Genomic DNA, 23,222 nt, shown 5'->3' on the forward strand with positions numbered 1-23,222 from the left:
TGGGGTGAAGTCAGCCCACGAGCCGCGCGTGCCAGGCGACGGCGCTGGCGTCGGTGAGCGAGGCGACCTGGTCGATGACGACGCGGTGCCGGGCATCGTCGTCCGCGGCGGCGTACCAGTCGGCGGCACAGGCCTCGTCGAGCAGGTCGGCGCCACCCGAGACGAGGACCTCGACCAGCTCGGCCAGCAGCTCGCGCTGGCGGACCTGCAGGGCCAGGCGCGAGGCGTCCTGCATGACGTAGTGAGCGGCGATGCCTTTGAGCACCGTGATCTCCGCCCAGGTGTCGGGCGGGATGACCAGATCGGCGCCGTAGCGGACGAAGGGGCCCGCGCCAGTGGCGAAGGTCGCCTGCTGGACCGCTCCGCAGAAGCGACCGATGAGGTCGCTCGTGAGGTTCTTGAGCGCGGCCAGACCGGCCCGCCGGCCGTCGTAGGAGCCCGTGGGCCAGCTGCCCACCGCCCGGAGCCGGTCGAGGACCTCGTCGAGCTCGGCGTCAGTGGCGTCGGGGCGGTACCAGTCGCGCACCGTGTCCCAGACGGCCGGGGCGTCGAGACCGGTCAGGTCGATCTTGCCGGCGACGACGCCGTCCTCGACGTCGTGGACGGAGTAGGCCACGTCGTCGGCCAGGTCCATCACCTGCGCCTCCATGCACCGCTTGCCCGCGGGAGCACCGGCCCGCAGCCAGGTGAAGGCGGGCAGGTCATCGTCATAGACGCCGAACTTCCCGGCCGCCGCGGTCGGGGCTTCGAGGAGCGGCCACGGGTACTTCGTGCAGGCGTCGAGCGTGGCCCGGGTGAGGTTCAGCCCGGCCGACTCCCCCGCCGGGTCTGCCGTCTTCGCCTCCAGCCGGGTCAGCAGCCGCAGGGTCTGGGCGTTGCCCTCGAACCCGCCGATGTCGGCGGAGAGCTCCGCCAGCGCACGCTCCCCGTTGTGCCCGAACGGCGGGTGCCCGAGGTCGTGGGCCAGCGCCGCCGTCTCCGTGATGTCGGGGTGGGTGCCGAGGGCACGGGACAGGTCCCGCGCGATCTGGGCGACCTCGAGGCTGTGGGTCAGGCGGTTGCGGACGAAGTCGTCGCTCTGCGGGCCGACCACCTGGGTCTTCGCTGCAAGGCGCCGGAACGACGCGGCATGGACGACGCGGGCCCGGTCGCGCTCGAAGGGCAGGCGCTCGGGCGCATCCACCCGCTTCGGCGGCTCGGGCACGATGCGTTCGCGCGCGTGCTCGTCGTACTCCCGCTCGACCTGGTCCACCCGTGGGACCCTATCGGCCGGCGCTCAGTAGGTCGTGACGTGCACGTGGTCGTAGTGGTTGGCCGTCGCGGAGCCGCGGTCGGACATGCCACGCCACCCCTCGCCGGAGCGCTCCACGGACCAGATCTGCTGCGAGTAGATCAGGTAGCTGACACCGAGTGCCTGGTAGTTGGCGCGGATGAACTCCGCGATCTCCCAGCCCCGGTCGCCGGAGACCATGATGTCGACCGCGATGCCCTGCGAGTGCTCACCGTCGCCACGGAACGTGCCGTAGGTGGTGATCTCGGGGAACGCGGCGCACACGGCGGCGTGGACCTTCTTGATGTTCTCGCTGACACCGGACGGCACCGACGTGCCGTTGGTGCAGTCACCGCCGAGCGTCGGCGGCTTCTCGTCGGTGAGGTAGCCCTCGGTGACCCAGCGCGCCTTGCCGGCGACGACGATCTCGACACGCTCGCCGAAGGAGCGGCCGGTGACGAGGACGCGCTCGCCGTCAGCGATCTCGCCGACCTTGCGGGCCTTGTCGCCCGGCGTGGTCCACAGGTTGAGCGCCTCGGTGGTCCAGCGCTTCTTCGTGGCGGACTCGACGGCCTTGGCCACGGCGTCCGGGGCCATCAGGTCGGAGAGCGGGCTGGTGACGGCCGCTCTGCGGCCACTACCTCCTCGCGAGAGGGTGACCCGGCTGCGGTCGCCGGCGTCGGCGACCGAACCGGCCGCCTTCGTCGCGTCGACCGCGAGGAGATCGGCCTCGGGGGCCGCTGAGTTCATGACGCCCGTCGACACGACAGCACTGGTGGCCAGTGCTGCCAGGGAGCCGGCCAGGAGGGCGGCTCGGGGGGTACGTCGCGCGGTTTCCCGCTTGTGGCTGGTGGCCACGGCGCTGATTCCTTTGCTGTCGCTGTCAGGGACGGAGGGCGCTAACTATTGCAAGCACCGACGTTCGAGTGAAACACATGCTCGAGCGTGCCGCCGAATCAGCACGTCGACAGGGTACGTGATACCGGTCACCCGCCGGTCGTCTCGGTCACCTCCTCCAGGATCCCCGCACCGTCGGCGGCAAGACCGTCGGTGTCGTCGAGCCAACCCTCGGGCAGCACGACCTTGTGCCGCGGCGCACCCTGGCGGCCACGCGGAGCCCCCAGCTCGGTGGTGGGGAACGGCTCGTCGGGGTCGAGCTCGGCGAGCAGCCGGTCCAGCGCTGCAAGAGAGTCGACGAGACCGAGCGAGCGGCGGAGCTCTCCCCCGGCCCGGAAGCCCTTGAGGTACCAGGTGACGTGCTTGCGGAACTCCTTGCAGCCCCGCTCCTCGCCCATGTGCTGGCTCAGCAGCTCCGCGTGGCGACGCATCATGGCGCCGACCTCGCCGAGCGTCGGCAGCGTCGCGACCTGCTCGCCCTCGAACGCGGCCGCGAGGTCACGGAAGAGCCAGGGCCGCCCGAGGCAGCCACGACCGACCACGACGCCGGCGACACCGGTCTCCTCGACCATCCGGATCGCATCGGCGGCCTCCCAGATGTCGCCGTTGCCGAGGACGGGGATGTCCACGTGGTCGACCAGCGCGGCGATCGCCTCCCAATCGGCCTGCCCCGAGTAGGCCTGGGCGACGGTCCGGCCATGCAGCGCGATCGCTGCGCAGCCGGCGTCCTGGGCGATCCGCCCGGCGTCGAGGTAGGTGAGGTGGTCGTCGTCGAGTCCCTTGCGGGTCTTCATCGTCACCGGGACGTCGTACGGCGCCGCTGCGGCGACCGCCTCCTCGAGGATCCTCCCGAGCAGGTTGCGCTTCCACGGCAGCGCCCCGCCGCCACCCTTGCGGGTCACCTTGGGCACCGGGCAGCCGAAGTTGAGATCGACGTGGGCGACACCGAACTCCTCGCACAGGATGCGCGTCGCCTTGCCGACGTAGACCGGGTCGGTGCCGTAGAGCTGCACCGAGCGCACGGTCTCCGCCTCGTCGAACACCAGCATCCGGCGGGTCGTCTCGTCACCCTCGACCAGCCCGCGACTGGTGATCATCTCGCAGACGTAGAGGCCGGCACCCTGCTCGGCGCACAGCGTCCGGTAGGCCGCGTTGGTGATGCCCGCCATCGGCGCGAGCACGACCGGGGTCGGCACCTCGAGCGAGCCCAGGCTCAGCACCGTCACGACGGTCCCGGGCTGGGCGACTGGCTGGTCGAGGGGCTGGTCGAGGGGCTGGTCGGTTCGCTGGCGGACCCGGTGGCCTCCGGGCTCTGGGAGCTGCTCGCCTTCGGGCCGCGGCTCGGGCGCGGCGTGCTGACGGGGCTGAGCTCACCGCTCCAGGTGAGCGGCTCTGCGCCGGCGGGTGGGACGAAGGAGACCGCGACGAGCTCGCGGTCCGGCGCGATGAAGTAGACTTGGCACAGCTCGGCGACCGTGTCGGTCGGGAAGGTCTCCGGCAGCACTCCGCCGGGGCAGGCGGCCAACTGCTCCGCCGTGTAGGAGTTGGGCGCCTCGAGCGTCGAGCCGTCGTCTGCCCAGAGCACGGAGTCGAGCCCACGGCCCCCGGGGTCGCGGGTGCCGAGGTTGGTGACGGTCAAACGGACGAAGTAGGGCGTGCGGGCCGCGGTCGTCGCGTCGATGTCCCATCCCGGGAAGGACTCCTGGAACGACGTCCGCTCGATCCGGTCGACCGAGACGCCCAGCACGATCGCATCACCGTTCTGGTCGATCCGGAAGGCGATGACGCCCTCGTCGCCGAGCTGCAGCGCCGTGCCGGGCTCGGTGAGCGTCACGCCTGCGGGCACGGGCAGGTAGCTCCCGGGAGCCGCCGAGGACTCGACGGCGTCCGGGGTCGGCGTCGCGGACGTCGTGTCCTTGCTGCCCTTGCTGTCCTTGTCCTCGTCTCCGGACCCGCAGGCCGCGGCCGTGGCAGCCACGCACAGCGCGGTCGCCACCGCCGCGAGGCGGGCCCGGACGGTCAGCATCCGACGAGCCGCTCGGCGAAGTAGGTGGTGAGCTTGTCGAGCGCCACCCGCTCCTGCCCCATCGAGTCGCGCTCCCGGACCGTCACGGCCTGGTCGTCGAGGGTGTCGAAGTCGACGGTGACGCAGAACGGGGTGCCGATCTCGTCGTGGCGGCTGTAACGCTTGCCGATCGAGCCGGCGTCGTCGAAGTCGATGTTCCAGATCGCACGCAGCTCGGTGGCCACGGCCTTCGCCTTGGGCGTGAGGTCCTCGTTGCGGCTCAGCGGGAGTACGGCGACCTTCACCGGCGCCAGGCGCGGGTCGAGCCGCAGCACGGTGCGCTTGCGCACGCCGCCCTTGGTGTCGGGCGCCTCGTCCTCGGCGTAGGCGTCGACGAGGAAGGTCATCAGGCTGCGCGACAGGCCGGCGGCCGGCTCGATGACGTAAGGCGTGTAGCGGGTGTTGGTCGCCTGCTCGAAGTAGGACAGGTCCTTGCCCGAGTGCTCGGCGTGGGTCGACAGGTCGAAGTCGGTGCGGTTGGCGATGCCCTCGAGCTCACCCCACTCCGAGCCCGAGAACCCGAACCGGTACTCGATGTCCGTGGTGCCCTTGGAGTAGTGCGACAGCTTCTCCTTCGGGTGCTCGAAGAGGCGCAGGTTGTCGCGCTCGATGCCGAGCCCGACGTACCACTCGAGGCGCTCGTTGATCCAGTACTGGTGCCACTCGTCGTCCTCGCCCGGCTTGACGAAGAACTCCCTCTCCATCTGCTCGAACTCGCGCGTGCGGAAGATGAAGTTGCCCGGCGTGATCTCGTTGCGGAAGCTCTTGCCGATCTGGGCGATGCCGAACGGCGGCTTCATCCGCTGGCTGGTGACCACATTGGCGAAGTTGAGGAAGATGCCCTGCGCGGTCTCGGGACGCAGGTAGTGCAAACCGGACTCGTCCTCGACCACACCGAGGTGGGTCTTGAGCATGCCGGAGAACTGCTTGGGTTCGGTCCACGCGCCGCGGGTGCCGCAATTGACGCAGACGACGTCCTTGAGGTCGACGGCGGCGGGGTCGTCGAGCCCCTTCTTCTCCGCGTACTCCTCCTGGAGGTGGTCGTAGCGGTAACGCTTGTGGCACGACTGGCACTCGGTGAGCGGGTCGTTGAACGTGGCGACGTGGCCGGAGGCCTCCCACGTCTGACGCGGGAGGATCACCGAGGAGTCGAGGCCGACGACGTCGTCGCGGCTCTGCACCATCGAGCGCCACCACTGGCGCTTGATGTTCTCCTTGAGCTCGACGCCCAGCGGACCGTAGTCCCAGGCGGAGCGGGTGCCGCCGTAGATCTCCCCGCAGGGGTAGACGAAGCCTCGGCGCTTCGCGAGCGAGACGACCTGGTCGATGGTGGACGGAGGCGGCTTGGCCACGGTGATTCCTTCTATGGGTGAGCCCGGCTGGCTGCCGGGCGGGCTGTGCGGTCGCGGAGCGACGGCCCCGGTAGCAACGGCCTAGGTTACGCGAGGCTCGGCGACGTTGAGCACGCTATCGGGCTCGACCAGCTCGTAGGCGCTGGGCTCGTCGAGCGCGCTGATCATCAGCGGGAGCCCGTGCAGCTTGAAGTCGTAGGTCGACAGGGCCCGGCGGTAGGCCCCGGTGCTCTCCCAGCGCGTGGTCAGCACCCACAGGTCGGGGTCGTCGAGGTTGCGGCCGACGTGGCCCTCGACGTAGCCCGTCGAGCCGGCCAGCAGGTCGTGCACGACCCGAAGGTCGGCGCGCAGGTCCCGCGGGTCGCCCGCGGGGGCACGGAAGCGGTTGACGACGAGCACGCCCGCACTCTACGCAGGCCGTGTCCGACGATTTGACCTCCCGCGTCGCTCGAATGAGAATGATTCTCATGCGCTTGATCCCCGGACTCGCCCTCGTCAGCTGCGTCGCCCTGCTCGGAACGGGGTGCTCCGCCTTCAGCGACAGCGCCTCCGACGACGGCGAGGTCACCGTCGCTGCCGCCTTCTACCCCCTGGCGTGGGTCACCGAGCGGGTCAGCGAGGACACCGGCACCACTGTCGAGCTGCTGACGCAGCCGGGCGGCGAGGCCCACGACCTCGAGCTCGGTGTGCAGGAGACCGCCATCGTCAGTGGGGCCGACCTCGTCGTGCTGCAGGCCGACTTCCAGCCGGCGGTCGACGACACCGTGGAGCAGAACGCCACCGGCGTCGTGCTCGACGTCAGCGACGCCGCCGACCTCCTCGCCGTGGAGGAATCGGCCGAGAACCACGAGGAGTACGCCGGGGAGACCGAGGAGGAGCACGCCGAGCACGCCGACGAGGAGGGCCACGACGAGCACGGCCACGATCACGACCACGGCGACGCGGACCCCCACTTCTGGCTGGACCCGCTGCGCGTGGCCGACGTGGCCGACACCGTCGCAGACCAGCTGGCCGACGTCGACCCGGACCAGGCCGACACCTATCGCGGCAACGCCGACGACCTGCGCACCGAGCTCGAGGCACTCGACGACACGTGGGCGACTGGCCTGGCCTCGTGCGAGCGTGACACGATCGTGGTGTCCCACGACGCCTTCGGCTACCTGGAGAAGTACGGTCTCCACGTGGCCTCCATCGTCGGACTGTCCCCCGACGCCGAGCCCACGCCCGCCGCCCTGGGGGAGCTGCAGGAGCTGATCGAGACCGAAGGGATCACCACCGTGTTCAGTGAGCCCCTCAAGCCCGCCCTGGGCGAGAACCTCGCTGCCGACCTCGGCCTGAGCACCGCGACCCTCGACCCGCTCGAGGGCCTCGCCGATGCGAACTCGGACGACGACTACCTCAGCATCATGAACGCCAACCTCGCCGCGATCCGCACCGCACTCGACTGCTCATGACCACACCGCAGCCGGGCACGGCCGTCTCGATGCGGGGAGGCAACGTCTCCCTCGGCGGCCGACCCGTGCTGCGTGGCATCGACGTCGAGGTCGGCCACGGCGCCTTCCTCGCCCTGATGGGCGCCAACGGCTCGGGGAAGTCCACGCTCGTCCGCGCCCTCGTCGGCCTCAACGCCCTCACCGCGGGTGAGGTGCGGCTCTTCGGCACGCCGCTCGCGTCGTACGACGCCTGGGAGCGGATCGGCTTCGTCCCTCAGCGCGCCACCGCGACCTCCGGCGTACCCGCGTCGGTGTGGGAGGTCGTGGCAGCGGGCCGGCTGACCCGCCGACGTCTCCTGCGGCCGCTGTCGCGGACCGACCGCGCGGCGATCGACGAAGCCCTCGAGGTCGTGGGGCTCGCCGACCGCCGGCGTGACGCCGTCAGCAACCTGTCGGGCGGGCAGCAGCAGCGCGTCCTCATCGCACGTGCGCTGGCCGGACAGCCGGAGCTCTTCTTCCTCGACGAGCCGACCGCCGGCGTCGACCTGCCCAACCAGCAGGTGCTCGCCGACACGCTCGCGCTCCTCAAGGAACGAGGGGCGACCATCGTCCTCGTCGCCCACGAGCTCGGCCCGCTGGCGCCGCTGGTCGACCGGGCAGTGGTGCTGCGCGACGGCCGCGTCGCCTACGACGGCCCGGCACTGCGCGACCACGAGGTCCACCAGCCGTGGTTCGCGGAGACCCACACGCACCACCACCATCACGAGCCGCACCACACGGCCCCGGGCACGGCGCCCGTGCAGGTCGACCACGTCCCCCACGTCGCCTCGCCGATCGACCGCAACGGAGGCGCCCGGTGAGTCCCGCGGAGCTCTTCGCCCAACCCTTCATGCAGCGGGCCCTCATCGCCGCGCTGCTGACCGGGCTGGCCGCGCCCGCCATCGGGACCTTCCTGGTCCAGCGCCGGCTCGCGCTGATGGGCGACGGCATCGGCCACGTCGCCGTCACCGGCGTCGCCCTCGGACTGGCGACGGGCGCCTCGCCGCTGTGGATGGCCGTCCTCGTCGCCGTCGTCGGCGCGGTGCTGATCGAGGTCATCCGCGAACGCGGCCAGACCAACGGCGACGTCGCCCTGGCGCTGCTGTTCTACGGCGGTCTCGCCGGCGGCATCTTCATCAGTGGGCTGTCCGGCGCGAGCGGCGCCGCCCTCAACCGCTACCTCTTCGGGTCGCTGACCACGATCTCCCCCCAGGACGTACTGGTCACGATGGTGCTGGCCATCGCTGTCGTCGGCCTCTGCGTCGGCCTCGCGCCGCAGCTGTTCGCTGTCGCCCAGGACCAGGAGTTCGCCCGCGTCGCGGGCCTGCGGGTCCGGTTCTACAACGTGCTGGTCGCCGTCCTCGCCGCCGTGAGCGTCACGGTCGCCATGCGCACCGTCGGCCTCCTGCTGGTCTCGGCGCTGATGGTCGTGCCCGTCGCGACCTCGCAGCAGCTGACCCGGTCGTTCCGCACGACGCTCGCCGCCGCCATGGGCCTCGGCGTCCTGGCGTCGGTCGGAGGCCTCGTGGTGGCCACGCTGGCGTCGTACCGAGCCACGGTGGCGCCCGGCCCGACGATCGTGCTCCTTGCGCTCGGCTGCTATGTCATCGCGTGGCCGATCGGGGGCTGGCTGCGGCACCGCGCGCGCCTGCGCGAGCCGTTCGCCGAGGGACAGCCCGACCTGCACGAGCGGACCGGCGAGCACCCCCACGACCACGGCCCCGGCTGCGGACACCTGGCCGTGCCCCACGACGACCACGTCGACTACGTCCACGACGGCCACCGGCACGCTGCCCACGGCGCCCACTACGACGAGCACTGAGTTGAACTGCGCGAGCGCGTCGTCGCTCCGCTCCGCCGCGCTGCTGCGCCACGTTGACTGACGCAGGACCCACCCCCGCTCCCCGTTGGTCGAGGAGGCCGGCCGCGGCCGCCTCGAGACCACCGCAACCCCTGCACCGGACCGGACAGGTCCGGCGCAGGAGGCACCGGCGTCTCGAGACGCTTGCTGCGCAAGCTCCTCGACGACCGGGGGCTGCGTCAGCGGCCGATCAGGCTGCCGAGGCCGAGGTCCTCGAGGATGTCGGCCAGGCCGAGCATCTCGAGCAGGTCCACGACGCCGAGCTCCACGAGCAGCTGCGGCAGGCCCAGCATCTCCAGCAGCGGGGTGAGGCCCAGGGTGTCGAGCAGGTCGAACAGCTCGATCTCGGAGGGGCTCTCGCTCATGCAGAGCTGGTGGGCGACCCGCGCCGCGAGCACCTTCTTGCGGGCCGGGACGGCGCGCTCATTGAGCGTGGTGAGGCGGCCCCGCTCCACCCGGACCTCCGCCTTGGCCGCGCGCAGGGCACGGACCTTGGCCGGCGTGCGGTGCGACCGGATGCTGCGCTCGAGGCGGGCGACGCGGCGCTGGTCGACGCCGAGACGCTTGATGACCTTGGCGCGCCGCTCCCGGATCTCGGTCAGGCGGGCCGAGGTCTGGGTGACCGTCGCCTTCGTGACCGTGCACTCGGTCGCGGCGGAGGCGGGCGAGCCGGAGCCGATGACGAACGTCAGACCGGTGGCGAGCGCCAGGGCGACGGCGAGTCGGACGAATCCGGTGGGCGCAGAGATGCTCCGCGAGATGGACATGGGTTCCCTCCTGTCGAGGCACTGCCACCCCATGGCGGCAGTGCGGACAGGACTCAGGTCGACACATCCGGCGACAACATCCCCATGACGAGTCCCAAGGCAGAATCTAGTGAAGGTTCACCACACGAGGCGAGACCTTCGTCCCGACCTTGGACGTGATCTGGATCACTGGCGACTCAGGCAGGCGCTTCGGGGTTGGGCTCGGCGCCGCCGTAGCGGCGGTCGCGCCGGGCGTACTCGTCCACGGCCGCCCACAGGTGTCGCCGGTCGACGTCGGGCCACAGCACGTCGGAGAAGACGAACTCGGCGTACGCCGCCTGGTAGAGCATGAAGTTCGACAGCCGCTGCTCCCCCGACGTCCGCCAGATCAGGTCGGCCTCGGCGAGCTCGGGCACGTAGAGGTAGCGGCCGAGGGTGCGCTCGTCGACCCGGTCGGGGTTGACCCGGCCGGCGGCCACGTCCTGCGCGAGCGCGCGTGCGGCGTCGCCGAGCTCCGAGCGACCGCCGTAGTTGACGCACATCGTCAACGTCAGCACGTCGTTGTGCCGGGTCATCTCCTCGGCGACCTGCAGCTCGGTGATGACCGACTTCCACAGACGCGGCGCCCGGCCTGCCCAGCGGACCCGGACGCCGAGCTCGTGCATCTCGTCGCGCCGACGGCGGATCACGTCGCGGTTGAAGCCCATCAGGAACTTCACCTCGTCGGGACTGCGCGACCAGTTCTCCGTCGAGAACGCGTAGGCGGAGATCGCCTTCACGCCGATCTCGATGGCACCCTCCACGACGTCGAAGAGGCTCGACTCGCCCTCCTCGTGGCCCCTCGTGCGCGGCAGTCCACGCTCCTTGGCCCACCGACCGTTGCCGTCCATCACGATCGCGACGTGATGGGGCACGAGCTCGGCCGGGATCGCCGGCGGACGCGCGCCGGACGGGTGCGGTGCCGGCGGGCGGACCTCGGTGCGCCGGGCGGCAGCGGCCGCTGCGGCGCGGGTACGACGGGAGGCGCGTGTCACGGCGTCAGTCTGTCAGGGCCCGGGGCTGGTCGGCCCAGCCACTCACCGCTCGACGTAGGCGAGCGAGCGCAGGCCCCGCTCGAGCTGCCACTGGACGAAGGCGGCGATCAGCCCACTGCCCTCCTTGACGTGGCGCGGCTCCGCGGCCTCGATGACCGGCCAGTCTCCGGCGAGGAGCGCCCCGAGCAGGGTGAGCGTCTCGGCGGCGGGGCTCGCGGACCCGGGCACCCGGCAGGTGGAGCAGAGCACGCCCCCCATCGACGGGTTGAACCATCGGTGCTGGCCCAGCACGCCGTCGGCGTTGACCGGCGGGCGGCCGCAGTGCGCGCACTCGACGAAGGCGGGCGCGTAGCCGGCGACCGCGAGGGCGCGCAGCAGGTAGGAGTCGAGCACGTGGTGGGGACGCCGCTCCCCCGAGGCCATCGCCGCGAGTCCGCCGAGCAGCAGCGAGAACTGCTGGCGGGCGGGCTCCCGCTCCTCGGAGACCAGCCGCTCGGCGGTCTCCAGCATGGCCGTGCCGGCGGTGTAGCGGTCGTAGTCGGCGCCGATCGACGCGCCGTAGGTGCCCCGGGTCTCCGCCTGGGTCACCGTGTCGAGGTTGCGGCCGATGGCCAGCTGGAGGTCGACGTGCGTGAACGGCTCGAGACGCGAGCCCCACCGCGAGGTGGTCCGTCGTACGCCCTTGGCCACGGCCCGCACCCGACCGTGCTGGCGGGTCAGGAGGGTGACGATCCGATCTGCCTCACCCAGCTTGTGGGTGCGCAGCACGATCGCCTCGTCCCGGTAGAGCACCCGTCCATTGTGGCGGGCGGGACCGACACTACGGTGGCGCCACCCCGCGAGGTCCGCTCGATCAGACCCGTCGGAAGAGGTCCCGCCATAACCGGTCCGCAGGCCTGACCGTTGGGCCTTCCGTGCGCCGACTCGTCACCGCCCTGGCCCTCCTGCTCGCGGTCCTGCTGCTCGGTCCGGGGCCGATCACGGCCGTCCCCGCGCACGCGGACGGCGGCACACCGCCCTACGCCCCGATCGACCGGCCCGGCCCGCGGCTGACCGTCCCGGCCCGGACCCTGGACGCCTCGCTGGACTGCCACGGCAACCCGCGGACCGGCCCGCGCCCGATCCTGCTCAATCCGGCGACCAGCGTGACGCCGGAGGAGAACTACTCCTGGAACTGGGCGCCGCTATTCGCGAAGGCAGGCCGCTACTACTGCTACGTGACGATGCCGCACCACACGTTCGGGGACATCCAGGTCGCCGGGCAGTACCTCGTCCACGCGATCCGCACGATGTATCGCACGACGGGGCGCAGGATCGCGATCCTCGGTCACAGCCAGGGCGGGATGAGCCCCCGGTGGGCTCTGCGCTTCTGGCCCGACACCCGCGCCAAGGTGGCGGAGCTGGTCGGCATGGCGCCGTCCAACCACGGCACCCGCTCCATCCCTGGCTGCCTCGTCGGGCTGACGACGTGCGTGCCTGCGGTGTGGCAGCAGCAGGCCGGGTCGAGCTTCATGAACGCGCTCAACAGCAGGGCGGAGACCTTCGCGGGCATCGACTACACGAACGTCTACACGATGCTCGACGAGGTCGTGACGCCGCCGCCGTCGTCGGGACTCACCACCGGCAGGGGCCGCATCGCCAACATCCGCGTTCAGGACGTCTGCCCGCTCGACCCCTGGGAGCACGTCACCACCGGGACTGTCAGCCCAGCCACCTACGCCGTCGTGATGGACGCGCTGGACCACGCCGGTCCGGCCCGGCTCTCGCGGATCGACCGCTCGCTCTGCGGCCGCCTCCACATGCCGGGCATCGATCCACTCGACGTCGCGTCGTTCACGCCGGTGCTCACCGCGCTGCCCAGCCTCGTGAGCACGGTGGTGCCGTTGGTGACCTTCAGCGGCGCCCCGCTGCTGCGGCGCGAGCCCGCCTTGCGCTGCTACGTGTACGCCGCAGGCTGCTGACCCTGCGAGGCACGCTCGTCCGTCCGTCTCAGGCGCCGGTCGAGCGGGGCCGCCGCGACCGCAGCGAGGACTTGGTGCAGTCGCGTGCGAACCGGGTGACGAGCAGGTCGATCCGCTCCGGGCGCCGCCGCCACTCCAGCGCCGCCTCGGCCCGCTCGAGGGTCGCGCCGGGGATTTCCTCCGCGACCATCTCGGCGTCACCGACCGGGTGGAACGGGTCCGCCGGCCGGGCCAGCACGAGCGTCGGCACCGTGAGGGCGGCGCGCTCCTCGTGCGAGGGCGCGAAGCGGCCGAAGAGCACGCCGTGCAGCAGGGCGGCAACCGGCGCCGGTCGGGCGTCGAGGGTGTCGCGGACCACCCGCAGCCACGCCGGCAGCAGGCGCCGCGGCACGGGCCGGGTCGCCAACCGCACGGCGTTCATCGCGAGCGGCGCGTAGCGGGCGGCGTACATCGACGGCGCGAGGACCGCGAGCTGGAGCGCAAGGGCGTTGTCGAGGACGGGCGCGTCGAGCACCAGTCCCGAGACCCGGTCAGGCGTGGACGCGGCGACCTCGAGGGCGACGTTGGCGCCCCACGAGCTGCCACCGATGACGGCCTGCCTGGCGCCGACCTCGTCGAGCAGGGCCACGACCTGCCTCGCGAAGGACGTCACCGAGTAGGCCAGCGGGTCCGCCGGGCGGTCCGAGCGCCCGTGGCCCAACAGGTCGAGGACGACCACGTGCAGGCCGGCCGCGGCGAGGGTGCGCGCGGTGTGGGCGTGGACGCTGCGCGGCACCAGCAGCGGGGGCAGGAGGACGAGCCAGGCGTCGCCGGAGCCGTATTCGGTGAACTCGAGCCGGTCGCGTCCGCGCCGGCCCTCCACGAAGAGCTGGCCGACCTGCTCCGAGGCGAGCGCAGCCCGTCCCCCCGCCATGTCAGCCGCCCGCCGGGATGGTCTGCGCCTGGGCGCGGTTGGCCGCGCACACCACCGCTCGCAGGGAGGCAGTGACGATGTTGTGGTGGATGCCGATGCCCCACACGATCTCGCCGGCGATCTCGCACTCGACGTAGGCCGCCGCCATCGCGTCGCCCCCGGAGGACAGCGCGTGCTCGGCGTAGTCGAGGACGCGGATGTCCGACCCCGCCTGGCGCATGCCGTCGACGAACGCCGCCACCGGACCGTTGCCCATGCCGGTGAAGGACTGCTCGTCGCCGCGGACCCGCAGGCGGACCTCCTGGCGGTCGTCGCCGTCCTGGTCGGTCGTCGAGGAGAAGGCGACCAGGTCGTAGGGCTCCTCGCGGTCCAGGTACTCGGCGCGGAAGATCGACCAGATCTCCTCCGGCGTCACCTCGCCGCCCTGGGCGTCGGTGCGCTGCTGGATGACCCGGCTGAACTCGATCTGTGCCCGACGCGGCAGGTCCAGACTGTGCTCGGCCTTGAGCACGTAGGCCACGCCGCCCTTGCCGGACTGGCTGTTGACCCGGATGACCGCCTCGTAGGTCCGCCCGACGTCCTTCGGGTCGATCGGCAGGTAGGGCGCCTCCCACGGGACCTCGCCGACCGGCTTGCCCTGCTCGGCGGCGATCCGGTCCAGGTCCTCCAGACCCTTCTTGATCGCGTCCTGGTGGGAGCCCGAGAAGGCGGTGTAGACCAGGTCGCCGGCCCAGGGGTGCCGCGGGTGCACCGGCAGCTGCGTGCAGTACTCGACCGTGCGGCGGATCTCGTCGATCTGGGAGAAGTCGACCTGCGGGTCGATGCCCTGACTGAAGAGGTTCATGCCGAGGGTGACCAGGTCGACGTTGCCGGTGCGCTCGCCGTGCCCGAAGAGGCAGCCCTCCACGCGGTCGGCGCCGGCCATCAGCGCCAGCTCGGACGCCGCCACGGCCGTGCCCCGGTCGTTGTGCGGGTGCAGGCTGATGATCGAGTGCTCGCGCCGGCTGAGGTTGCGGCCGAAGTACTCGATCTGGTCGGCATAGGTGTTGGGCGTCGACATCTCGACCGTCGCCGGCAGGTTGAGGATGATCTCGCGACCGGCCTCCGGCTGCCACACGTCGGAGACCCGCTCACACACCTCCAGCGCGAAGTCGGTCGGCGTCTGCGTGAAGATCTCGGGGCTGTACTGGTAGCCGAAATCGGCGTCGCCCAACAGCTGGTCGGCGTACTTCATCACCCACTCGGTGCCACGGGTGGCGATCGCGATGCACTCCGCCTCGGTGACACCGAAGACGACCCGCTGGAACAGCGGCGCGGTCGCGTTGTAGAGGTGCACCGTCGACCGCGCGGCGCCCGCCAGCGACTCGACGGTGCGGGCGATCAGGTCCTCGCGGGCCTGGGTGAGGACGGAGACCCGGACGTCCTCGGGGATCCGGTCCTCCTCGACGAGCTGGCGCACGAAGTCGAAGTCGGTCTGGCTCGCGGCCGGGAACCCGATCTCGATCTCCTTGTAGCCCATCTGCACCAGGAGCTCGAACATCTTCAGCTTGCGCGAGGGGCTCATCGGGTCGATGAGCGCCTGGTTGCCGTCGCGCAGGTCGGTGGAGAGCCACCGCGGTGCGCGGGTGATCTTCTGGTCGGGCCAGGTCCGGTCGGGGACCGTGACGGGCTCGAAGGCGGTGTAGCGCTGGAACGGCATCCCGCTCGGCTGCTGCTGCGGGACGGTGACGTGCTTGATGGTCATGACTTCCTCGGCTGGTGGTGTCTCAGAGGTGGGCGCCGGGCGCACGACTCACTCCGCAGCGAGGGGGTCCGGCTGGTTCAGACCTCGCTGCGGCCGCTAAGAAGGAGGGCTCGCATCATGACGGGACCAGACTAGCAGCCGCCGACCGTAGTCTGGGACGGTGCCGAGACTCCTCGTCGTCCACCACTCCCCCAGCCGCTCGATGCAGACCCTGCTCGAGCGAGTCGTCGCCGGAGCCCAGGACGACGACCTGCAGGCGAGCGGCGGGGTCGAGGTCGTCGTACGACCGGCGCTGGAGGCGAACGCGGACGACGTGCTGGCCGCCGACGGCTACGTCCTCGGCACCACCGCGAACTTCGGCTACATGTCCGGGGCCCTCAAGCACTTCTTCGACTCGACCTTCCTCGCCGTCGGCGGAGCGCTCGACGACTCCGGTGCGCCGGCGGACGGCGCCGGCGCGCCGGGGTCGTCGAGCGCGGGTCGCCCCTACGGCCTGTGGCTGCACGGCCGCTACGACCTGACCGGCGCGGAGCGCTCGGTCCAGTCGATCGTCGGCGCCCTCGGCTGGCGCCAGGGGTACGACGTCCTCGGGGTGCTCGGTCCGGTCGACGAGGTCGCGGAGGCGGCGGCCTACGAGCTGGGCGCTACCATCGCGGCGTTGCTGCTGGACTGACGCACGGGGGGTGCGCGGCCGGGGGCCGGGCCACTCCGGCACAGCGAGATCGGCAGCGGGACGGACGAGGAGGGACACGATGACGCCACGGCGCGCCCTCGCCACCCTCGCGCTCGCCGTGGTCGCGACGCTCCTCGGCGCCTGCGGCACCGACGACCAGGGCGACAACACCGACCCCGAGCTGGTCGACTCCCAGGAGGTCCCCGAGACCGGCCTCTGCCGGCAGCTGACACCCGAGGACGTCGCCCTGCCGGCGAACGCCACCCGCGCCGTGGCCTGCACGGAGGAGCACACGGCCGAGACCTTCCTGACCGGCGAGCTCCCCGAGTCCTTCGACGATGCGGACTACGAGGACGAGGCCCTGGGCCGGTTCGCCTACCGCACCTGCTCGGCCGGCTTCGCCGAGTTCGTCGGCGCGGACGCGAGCCTGGTGCTGCGGACCACCTTGAGCTGGGCCTGGTTCCGGCCGTCCGAGAAGGCCTGGGACAAGGGTGCGCGCTGGTATCGGTGCGATGTCATCGGCGGCAACAGCGCCAGCACGTCGTACCGCCCACTGCCGGAGACCGCCCGCGGCATGCTCGAGGGCCGCCCGGACGACGCGTGGCTCAGCTGCGCGCGCGGTCCGTCGGTCGCCGACGGCGAGAAGGTGCCGTGCTCGCAGAAGCACGACTGGCGTGCGGCGACCGTGGTGAAGATCGGCGAGCCCGAGGACGACTACCCCGGCGACAAGGTGATGGAGAGCCGCACCCAGGCGTTCTGCAACCGCTCCCTCTTCGCCTGGCTGAACTACCCGGCCGAGTTCGACTACGGCTACACGTTCTTCCACCAGCCCGAGTGGGAGGCCGGCATCCGGCACTCGGTGTGCTGGGCGAGGACCAGCGAATGACCCGCGCGGGAGGCCGTCCGGCCCTGCCTCTGCGGGCTGCCGTCGCTGCCCTGCTCATGGTCGCCGTGGGCGCGCTCGCCGGGTGCGGCGAGGACACCCCCGAGCAGCCCGATCCCTCACCCACCACTCCGAGCGCAGCCGCCGACCCGCCGGCCGGCCCGGCGTCGCGGGCCTGCTACGCCCTGCCGTTCGACAGCGCCGTCGCCCCGACCACCGAGGCAGAGCCCGTGCCCTGCACCGGTCCGCACACCAGCGAGACGGTCGCCGTCGGCGAGATCGACGCCGTCGTCGACGGCCACCTGCTGGCCGTCGACTCCGAGCACGTCCAGGCGCGGGTCGCGGCGTCCTGCCGTCCGGCGCTCGAGAAGTACGTCGGCGGTGGGCAGCGACGCCTGCGGTTGAGCATGATCCGGCCGGTCTGGTTCACCCCCACCGTGGAGGAGTCCGACGCTGGCGCCGAGTGGTTCCGCTGCGACGCCGTGGTGCTCTCGGGCACGGAGACCCTCGCCGAGCTGACCGCGAGCGTCCGCGGCGTGCTGGCCGATGGCGTCCCCGACCGCTTCGCGATGTGCGGTACGGCGGCCCCCGACTCCGCCGACTTCGAACGGGTCCGCTGCTCGGAGGAGCACCGGTGGCGGGCGATCGACGTCATCACCTTCGAGGCCACGAAGTACCCGGGCGCGAAGGCCGCGAAGGCCGCCGGGCAGAACCGCTGCGAGGACGCTGCGGCCGAGCGGGCGGACGACCCCCTGTCCTTCCGCTGGGGCTATGAGTGGCCGACGCGCGAGCAGTGGCAGATGGGCCAGAACTTCGGCCGCTGCTGGGCCTTGGACTGACGGCTTCTCGGTCGTTCAGAACCCCAGCTTGCGCAGCTGGCGCGGGTCACGCTGCCAGTCCTTGGCGACCTTGACGTGCAGGTCGAGGTAGACCGGCGTGCCGAGGAGGGCCTCGATCTGCTGGCGGGCCACGGTGCCGACCTGCCGCAACCGGGCGCCCTTCTTGCCGATGACGATGCCCTTCTGCGAGTCGCGCTCGACGTAGAGGTTGGCGTGGATGTCGAGCAGCGGCTTGTCCTCGGGCCGGTCCTCGCGCAGGCCCATCTCCTCCACGACGACGGCGATGGAGTGCGGCAGCTCGTCGCGCACACCATCGAGGGCGGCCTCGCGGATCAGCTCGGCGGCGAGGATCTCCTCGGGGGCGTCGGTGAGGTCACCGTCGGGATAGAGCGGCGGACCCTCCGGCATCAGGCCGACGAGGAGGCTGCCGAGCAGGTCGATCTGGTCGCCGGCGACCGACGACACCGGGACGATCTCGGCCCACTCGGTGCCCGTGGCGGCGCCCAGCGCGGTGATGTCGAGCAGGTGCTCGGCGATCCGCTCCGGGGTGGCGAGGTCGGTCTTGGTGACCACGGCGATCTTGGTCGTCCGGCGGACCTTTGCCAGCTCGTTGACGAGGAAGGTGTCGCCCGGGCCGATCTTCTCGTCGGCGGGGAAGCAGACGGCGACCACGTCGACCTCGGCCCAGGTGGTCTTGACGAGGTCGTTGAGGCGCTCGCCCAGCAGCGTCCGGGGCCGGTGCAGGCCCGGGGTGTCGACCAGCACGAGCTGGCCGTCCTCACGGTGCACGATGCCGCGGACGACGGTGCGGGTGGTCTGCGGCTTGTCGGAGGTGATGACGATCTTCTGCCCGACGACCGCGTTCGTGAGCGTGGACTTGCCGACGTTGGGACGACCGACGAAGCAGGCGAAGCCGCTGCGGTAGCCGTCGGGGACCTCGCCGGTCGCGAAGACCGGTGCGGCCGGCGGTGGGAGCGCCCCGAGGTCCTCGTCGAAGTCCTCGTCGAGCTCGTCGTCGAAGTCGTCACCCTCGTGGTCGAAGTCGCGTCCGCTCACTGCTGTGCTCCCTGTGCTCCCTGTTGTGCCGCGTCGTAGTCGGCCCAGATCTCCTCGTCGGACTTGCCGGCAGCCTTGCCCGCGCGCCAGATCGGTCCCGGATCCACTGCCCGGGGTTGGCGCTGCGCCACGGAGCGCCAGTAGCCCATCACGTCGTAGTGGGTGCTCGGCAGCCCGCGCTCGCGCATCAGGTGCTTGCGGATCGCCCGCATCTGCGCGGACTCCCCCGCCATCCAGAAGTATCCCGGGCCGTCAGGGAAGTCGATGGCCCGGACGGCCTCGGCCAGCCGGCTGGGACCGTCGCCGGGCAACCAGGCGACCTCGACGCCGTCGGCGAAGTAGTCGGTGATACGGGAGTCGGCCGGCACCTCCGCGTGGATCCGGACCGGGAGCCGTGCAGCGTGCTCGCGCCCGATCCGCGCCATGGCGGGCAGGGCGGTCAGGTCGCCGACGAGCAGCAGCCAGCCGGCGTCCGGCGGCGGGAGGAAGGATCCCTTGGGCTCCGTGAGCGTCACCCGCTGGCCGACCGGGTCGTCCTTCGCCCACTCGGTGACGAGCCCGACGTCGTGGACCACGACGTCCACCTCGATCCGGGCGTCGTCGATCGAGCGCACGGTGTAGTAGCGGCTCTGGAACTGCCCGGGGACGACGAGACCGACCCATTCGTCGGCGATCCCCGTGGACACGAAGTCGGGCGCCTCGAGGACCAGGCGGACCAGGTGCGGCGTGAGCTCGGTGCGCGCGGTGACGCGGGCGTCGTACTGCTGGGCGCGGGTGCTCACCGCAGCAGGTTAGTGGGCGGTCGGCCAGGCTCCGAAGTCGTGGACCGGGCGCAGGCCGCCGCGGGCCGGCGATCTGCGGGGGCGGCGTGGTCAGATCACCGTGGTGAGGGCGATGGTGCCGCGGGCATCACCGAGGTGGACCGTCACGCCGTCGGCCCCCCGGAAGTCCGTCAGTACGGCGCCGTCGGGCGCCGCCAGCTCACTCCCATCCCCCAGCACGACACAGGCGTCGACACCGCTGGAGCCCGAGGCGAGCGCCATCGCCACGACCGCCTGGACGGCCGTGAGCTGCAGGGACGGCAGGTCGACCGTCGCGGCGGCATAGGTGCGCCCGTCGGTGTCGCGGACCGCGGCGCCCTCCGCGGCCTGGATGCGCGCGCGCGTGGCGCGGGCGAGGGTGACGAGCTTCTTGTCCTCGCTGGAGAGGGCGGAGAGGTCGGTCATGGGGTGATTCTCTCAGCCGGGCATCGCGTCGGGCAGGATGCCTCCATGCCTGCCTACTGGATCAGCACCTACCGCGAGATCAGCGACGAGCAGAAGCTGGCGGCCTACGCCGCGCTGGCCGGCCCTGCGCTCATGGACGCCGGCGGCACGTTCCTCGCCCGCGGCATGCCGGCGAAGGTCTATGAGGCCGGGCTCGAGCAGCGCTCGGTGCTCATCGAGTTCGAGAGCGTCGAGGCCGCGATCGCCGCGCACGACTCCGCCGCCTACACCGAGGCGCTGGCCGCGCTCGACGGCGGCGCCGTCCGCGACCTGCGGATCGTCCCCGGCGCCTGAGCGTCGGCCCGGACTCGGCGTGGACTCGGCTCGGGACTCAGTCCGCCGCCGCGGGTTCGGGGACCGCAACCCGCGAGATCAGGACGGTGCCGATCCGGTTGCGCCGGCCCTCGGCCTGCTCCGCCTCGAAGCGCAGGCCGTGCGCCTCGACGACCGAGCCCGGGATCGGGACCTTGCCCAGATGCTTGGCGAGCAGGCCACCGACCGAGTCGACGTCCTCCTCCTCGATCTCGAACCCGAAGATCTCGTCGAGGTCGTCGACCGGATAGCGAGAGGAGACCCGGACCAGCTCCGCGCCACCCCCGTTGCCCGCGGCCAGCTGCTCGACCTCGACCGCCGCGGCGTCGTACTCGTCGGTGATCTCGCCGACGATCTCCTCCAGCAGGTCCTCGATCGTGATGAGGCCCGCGGTGCCGCCGTATTCATCGACGACCACGGCGACGTGCTGCCGGTTGGCCTGCATCTCGCGCAGCAGGTCGTCGACGGGCTTGGACTCCGGCACCCAGTGCACCGGGCGCATGATCTCCTCGACCCGCTGCGTCAGCTCGACGTCGGGAGCCTCGAAGTCACGCCGCACCACGTCCTTGAGATAGACGATGCCGCGCACGTCGTCGAGGTTCTCGCCGATGACGGGCACGCGGGAGAAGCCGGAGCGCAGGAAGAGCGACATGGTCTGGCGCAGGTTCTTGTGGGCCTCGATCCACACGACGTCGCCGCGCGGGACCATCACCTCGCGCACGGTGGTGTCGCCGAACTCGAAGACCGAGTGGATCATCTTGCGCTCGTCGGCCTCGATGAGTTCGCTGGCCTCGGCGATGTCGACGAGCTCGCGCAGCTCGGTCTCCGTCTGGAACGGTCCCTCACGGAAGCCGCGGCCCGGGGTGATCGCGTTGCCGACGAGGATCAGCAGCCGCGGGATCGGGCCGAGGACCGCGGTCAGGACCGACAGTGGCCAGGCCGACCAGATGGCGACGGTGTCGTCGTGCTGACGTCCGACGGTGCGGGGCGCGACGCCGATGACCACGAAGGTGACCACCAGCATCGTCCCGATCGCGATGAGGGCCCGCACCCACCAGGCCTCGTCGACCCGCTCGTCGATGTGCAGCGTCACCACGACGACCGCCGCGATCTCGCAGAGCAGCTGCAGCAGGAGCGCGGTGTTGAGGTGGCGCGGCGCGTCCTCGAGTACGGCGAGAAGGCGCGCCGCTCCCCCGCGACCCTCCTGCGCCATCTCCTGGGCGCGGGCCCGGGAGAAGCCGGCGAGGGCCGCGTCCGCGGCGGCGAAGAGGCCCGCGAGGACGACGAGGACGGAGGCCGCGACGAGCGGCCAGAGACTGTCGGCGATCATCGGGTCACGAGTCCCGCGGCTGATCGCGCCACTGCGCGAGCAGCTGGTCCTGCAGCCCGAACATCACCTTGTGCTCCTCGGGCTCGGCGTGGTCGTAGCCGAGCAGGTGCAGGATGCCGTGGGTGGTCAGCAGCTCGAGCTCGGCGAGCGTGCCGTGGCCGGCCGCCTCACCCTGGCGCTCCGCGACGGTCGGGCAGAGCACCAGGTCGCCGAGCACACCCTCCTCGGGCTCCTCGTTGACGAGGCCGGGCCGCAGCTCGTCCATCGGGAAGGCGAGCACGTCGGTCGGGCCCTCCTTCTCCATCCACTTCTCGTTGAGCTCGGCGATGGTGTCCTCGTCGACAGCCTTGATGCAGAGCTCGGCCTGCGGGTGGACCCGCATCCGGTCCATCACGAACCGGGCGAGACGGGAGAAGTGCTTGACGTCGAGGCCGCTGCCGGACTCGTCGAGGATCTCGATGCTCACTCCGCGTCCTCCTCCTTCCGGGGCCGGGTGGCCTTGGCCCCCAGCCGCCGTTCCTGGCGCACGTCGCGGCGCACCTCCTGCTGGGCGTCGAAGTCGTCGTAGGCCGCGACGATCCGGGCAACCAGCTTGTGGCGCACGACGTCCTGGCTGGTGAGGCGCACGAACGCGAGGTCCTCGACCCCGTCGAGGATGCCCTCCACGATCCGGAGGCCGGAGGACGTGCCCGACGGCAGGTCGACCTGGGTCACGTCCCCGGTCACCACGATCTTGGAACCGAATCCCAGCCGGGTCAGGAACATCTTCATCTGCTCGGGCGTGGTGTTCTGCGCCTCGTCGAGGACGATGAAGGAGTCGTTGAGCGAGCGGCCGCGGAGATAGGCGAGCGGGGCGACCTCGATCGTGCCGGCGGCCATCAGCTTCGGGATGGTCTCGGGGTCGAGCATGTCGTGCATCGCGTCGTACAGCGGGCGCAGGTAGGGGTCGATCTTCTCGCTGAGCGTGCCGGGCAGATAGCCCAGCCGCTCGCCCGCCTCCACCGCAGGGCGGGAGAGAATGATCCGGGTGACCTGCTTGGCCTGCAGCGCCTGCACGGCCTTCGCCATCGCCAGGTAGGTCTTGCCCGTGCCGGCCGGGCCGATGCCGAAGGTGATCGTGTGTGCGTCGATGGTCTCGACGTAGCGCTTCTGGTTGAGCGTCTTGGGACGGATCGAGCGACCGCGGTTGCTGAGGATGTTGTGCGAGAGGACGTCAGCCGGCCGCTCGGACGTCGCGGTCTCCGCGCGGAGCATGGCCTCGACGCGCTCGACCACCTCGGCGGTGATGCCCTGGCCGGTGCGCAGGATGGCGATCAGCTCGTTGATCAGCTTCTCCGCGAGCTCCAGCTCGTGTGACTCGCCGCTGAGCGTGACCCGGTTGCCGCGGACGTGGACCTCGACACCGAGCCGACGCTCGATGACACCGAGGTGCTCGTCGCCAGGCCCGAAGAGGGTGACCATGTCGATGCTGGTCGGCACGACCACGGTGTGGCGGGGGGGGACGGGGGTCGAGGGGTTGCTCTCGGTCATCGATGCCCGGGACGGGCGG

Annotated in this window: 25 protein-coding genes; 8 read left to right on the forward strand and 17 right to left on the reverse strand. The window is 71.5% G+C overall.

The window, feature by feature from the left end; translation table 11 throughout:
- Window positions 1-10: 10 nt before the first annotated feature.
- The 6 genes from E9934_RS03750 to E9934_RS03775 form a co-directional block, all read right to left on the reverse strand.
- Window positions 11-1,252 carry a deoxyguanosinetriphosphate triphosphohydrolase gene (locus E9934_RS03750; protein WP_136561537.1) on the reverse strand — a complete coding sequence of 414 codons (1,242 nt, stop codon included), beginning with the start codon at window positions 1,250-1,252 and terminating at the stop codon, window positions 11-13.
- A gap of 24 nt (window positions 1,253-1,276) precedes the next feature.
- On the reverse strand, window positions 1,277-2,128 hold the full coding sequence (locus tag E9934_RS03755) for a VldE C-terminal domain-containing protein (RefSeq protein WP_136561538.1): 852 nt from the start codon (window positions 2,126-2,128) through the stop codon (window positions 1,277-1,279).
- Window positions 2,129-2,256: 128 nt separating this feature from the next.
- Window positions 2,257-3,393: a tRNA dihydrouridine synthase DusB gene (gene dusB / locus E9934_RS03760; protein ID WP_136561539.1), complete on the reverse strand. Its 1,137-nt coding sequence runs from the start codon at window positions 3,391-3,393 to the stop codon at window positions 2,257-2,259.
- Window positions 3,390-4,193 carry a hypothetical protein gene (locus tag E9934_RS03765; RefSeq protein ID WP_136561540.1) on the reverse strand — a complete coding sequence of 268 codons (804 nt, stop codon included), beginning with the start codon at window positions 4,191-4,193 and terminating at the stop codon, window positions 3,390-3,392. Before E9934_RS03765 ends, dusB begins: the two co-directional genes overlap by 4 nt.
- Window positions 4,187-5,584: a glycine--tRNA ligase gene (locus E9934_RS03770; RefSeq protein WP_193556865.1), complete on the reverse strand. Its 1,398-nt coding sequence runs from the start codon at window positions 5,582-5,584 to the stop codon at window positions 4,187-4,189. The genes E9934_RS03765 and E9934_RS03770 overlap by 7 nt, the downstream gene beginning before the upstream one ends.
- Before the next feature lie 81 nt (window positions 5,585-5,665).
- Window positions 5,666-5,983, reverse strand: coding sequence for an antibiotic biosynthesis monooxygenase family protein (locus E9934_RS03775; RefSeq protein ID WP_136561543.1), 318 nt, complete (start codon window positions 5,981-5,983; stop codon window positions 5,666-5,668).
- Between the two features lie 68 nt (window positions 5,984-6,051).
- On the opposite strand from E9934_RS03775, the gene E9934_RS03780 reads away from it, so the two are divergent.
- The 3 genes from E9934_RS03780 to E9934_RS03790 are packed head-to-tail and all read left to right on the forward strand — an operon-like array spanning window position 6,052 to window position 8,878.
- Complete coding sequence (locus E9934_RS03780; RefSeq protein ID WP_202977182.1) at window positions 6,052-7,038, forward strand: metal ABC transporter substrate-binding protein; 987 nt, start codon at window positions 6,052-6,054, stop codon at window positions 7,036-7,038.
- Window positions 7,035-7,877, forward strand: coding sequence for a metal ABC transporter ATP-binding protein (locus E9934_RS03785; protein ID WP_136561546.1), 843 nt, complete (start codon window positions 7,035-7,037; stop codon window positions 7,875-7,877). The genes E9934_RS03780 and E9934_RS03785 overlap by 4 nt, the downstream gene beginning before the upstream one ends.
- Entirely contained in the window at window positions 7,874-8,878 is a 1,005-nt protein-coding gene (locus tag E9934_RS03790; protein WP_238694746.1) for a metal ABC transporter permease, read from the forward strand. Before E9934_RS03785 ends, E9934_RS03790 begins: the two co-directional genes overlap by 4 nt.
- Window positions 8,879-9,096: 218 nt before the next feature.
- On the opposite strand, the gene E9934_RS03795 is transcribed toward E9934_RS03790, so the two are convergent.
- The 3 genes from E9934_RS03795 to recO all read right to left on the reverse strand — a co-directional run bounded on the left by E9934_RS03795 (window position 9,097) and on the right by recO (window position 11,489).
- Window positions 9,097-9,684 (reverse strand): hypothetical protein, encoded by a 588-nt coding sequence (locus E9934_RS03795; protein ID WP_136561547.1) that lies wholly within the window; start codon window positions 9,682-9,684, stop codon window positions 9,097-9,099.
- Between the two features lie 176 nt (window positions 9,685-9,860).
- Window positions 9,861-10,697, reverse strand: a complete 837-nt coding sequence (locus E9934_RS03800; protein ID WP_136561548.1) for an isoprenyl transferase — start codon at window positions 10,695-10,697, stop codon at window positions 9,861-9,863.
- 42 nt (window positions 10,698-10,739) lie between these two features.
- Window positions 10,740-11,489, reverse strand: coding sequence for a DNA repair protein RecO (gene recO / locus E9934_RS03805; RefSeq protein ID WP_136561550.1), 750 nt, complete (start codon window positions 11,487-11,489; stop codon window positions 10,740-10,742).
- A 122-nt stretch (window positions 11,490-11,611) separates the two neighbouring features.
- Between recO and E9934_RS03810 the strand changes: the two genes are divergently transcribed.
- On the forward strand, window positions 11,612-12,658 hold the full coding sequence (locus E9934_RS03810; RefSeq protein WP_136561552.1) for a lipase family alpha/beta hydrolase: 1,047 nt from the start codon (window positions 11,612-11,614) through the stop codon (window positions 12,656-12,658).
- A 28-nt stretch (window positions 12,659-12,686) separates the two neighbouring features.
- Here E9934_RS03810 and E9934_RS03815 read toward each other — a convergent pair whose 3' ends face one another.
- Window positions 12,687-13,571 carry an alpha/beta fold hydrolase gene (locus E9934_RS03815; protein WP_136561554.1) on the reverse strand — a complete coding sequence of 295 codons (885 nt, stop codon included), beginning with the start codon at window positions 13,569-13,571 and terminating at the stop codon, window positions 12,687-12,689.
- A gap of 1 nt (window position 13,572) precedes the next feature.
- A complete protein-coding gene (leuA, locus tag E9934_RS03820; RefSeq protein ID WP_136561556.1) occupies window positions 13,573-15,315 on the reverse strand; it encodes a 2-isopropylmalate synthase in 1,743 nt (580 codons plus the stop codon).
- A gap of 160 nt (window positions 15,316-15,475) precedes the next feature.
- On the opposite strand from leuA, the gene E9934_RS03825 reads away from it, so the two are divergent.
- The 3 genes from E9934_RS03825 (at window position 15,476) to E9934_RS03835 (ending at window position 17,710) form a co-directional block, all read left to right on the forward strand.
- On the forward strand, window positions 15,476-15,988 hold the full coding sequence (locus E9934_RS03825) for a flavodoxin family protein (RefSeq protein ID WP_136561557.1): 513 nt from the start codon (window positions 15,476-15,478) through the stop codon (window positions 15,986-15,988).
- 79 nt (window positions 15,989-16,067) lie between these two features.
- Window positions 16,068-16,874: a septum formation family protein gene (locus E9934_RS03830; protein WP_136561558.1), complete on the forward strand. Its 807-nt coding sequence runs from the start codon at window positions 16,068-16,070 to the stop codon at window positions 16,872-16,874.
- Window positions 16,871-17,710, forward strand: a complete 840-nt coding sequence (locus E9934_RS03835; RefSeq protein ID WP_136561559.1) for a septum formation family protein — start codon at window positions 16,871-16,873, stop codon at window positions 17,708-17,710. The genes E9934_RS03830 and E9934_RS03835 overlap by 4 nt, the downstream gene beginning before the upstream one ends.
- 15 nt (window positions 17,711-17,725) lie before the next feature.
- Here E9934_RS03835 and era read toward each other — a convergent pair whose 3' ends face one another.
- The 3 genes from era to E9934_RS03850 all read right to left on the reverse strand — a co-directional run bounded on the left by era (window position 17,726) and on the right by E9934_RS03850 (window position 19,992).
- Window positions 17,726-18,766, reverse strand: coding sequence for a GTPase Era (era, locus tag E9934_RS03840; protein WP_136561560.1), 1,041 nt, complete (start codon window positions 18,764-18,766; stop codon window positions 17,726-17,728).
- Window positions 18,763-19,548, reverse strand: a complete 786-nt coding sequence (locus E9934_RS03845) for a siderophore-interacting protein (RefSeq protein WP_136561561.1) — start codon at window positions 19,546-19,548, stop codon at window positions 18,763-18,765. The genes era and E9934_RS03845 overlap by 4 nt, the downstream gene beginning before the upstream one ends.
- A gap of 90 nt (window positions 19,549-19,638) precedes the next feature.
- Window positions 19,639-19,992 carry a cytidine/deoxycytidylate deaminase family protein gene (locus E9934_RS03850; protein ID WP_136561562.1) on the reverse strand — a complete coding sequence of 118 codons (354 nt, stop codon included), beginning with the start codon at window positions 19,990-19,992 and terminating at the stop codon, window positions 19,639-19,641.
- A gap of 45 nt (window positions 19,993-20,037) precedes the next feature.
- Between E9934_RS03850 and E9934_RS03855 the strand changes: the two genes are divergently transcribed.
- On the forward strand, window positions 20,038-20,325 hold the full coding sequence (locus E9934_RS03855) for a DUF1330 domain-containing protein (protein WP_136561563.1): 288 nt from the start codon (window positions 20,038-20,040) through the stop codon (window positions 20,323-20,325).
- Window positions 20,326-20,362: 37 nt separating this feature from the next.
- Here E9934_RS03855 and E9934_RS03860 read toward each other — a convergent pair whose 3' ends face one another.
- The 3 genes from E9934_RS03860 to E9934_RS03870 are packed head-to-tail and all read right to left on the reverse strand — an operon-like array spanning window position 20,363 to window position 23,203.
- Window positions 20,363-21,673 carry a hemolysin family protein gene (locus E9934_RS03860; protein WP_136561564.1) on the reverse strand — a complete coding sequence of 437 codons (1,311 nt, stop codon included), beginning with the start codon at window positions 21,671-21,673 and terminating at the stop codon, window positions 20,363-20,365.
- A 4-nt stretch (window positions 21,674-21,677) separates the two neighbouring features.
- Window positions 21,678-22,139 (reverse strand): rRNA maturation RNase YbeY, encoded by a 462-nt coding sequence (gene ybeY, locus E9934_RS03865; RefSeq protein WP_136561565.1) that lies wholly within the window; start codon window positions 22,137-22,139, stop codon window positions 21,678-21,680.
- Entirely contained in the window at window positions 22,136-23,203 is a 1,068-nt protein-coding gene (locus E9934_RS03870; RefSeq protein ID WP_136561566.1) for a PhoH family protein, read from the reverse strand. Before E9934_RS03870 ends, ybeY begins: the two co-directional genes overlap by 4 nt.
- Window positions 23,204-23,222: the final 19 nt, after the last annotated feature.

This window comes from Nocardioides caeni, from assembly GCF_004912195.1.
Taxonomy (GTDB): domain Bacteria; phylum Actinomycetota; class Actinomycetes; order Propionibacteriales; family Nocardioidaceae; genus Nocardioides; species Nocardioides caeni.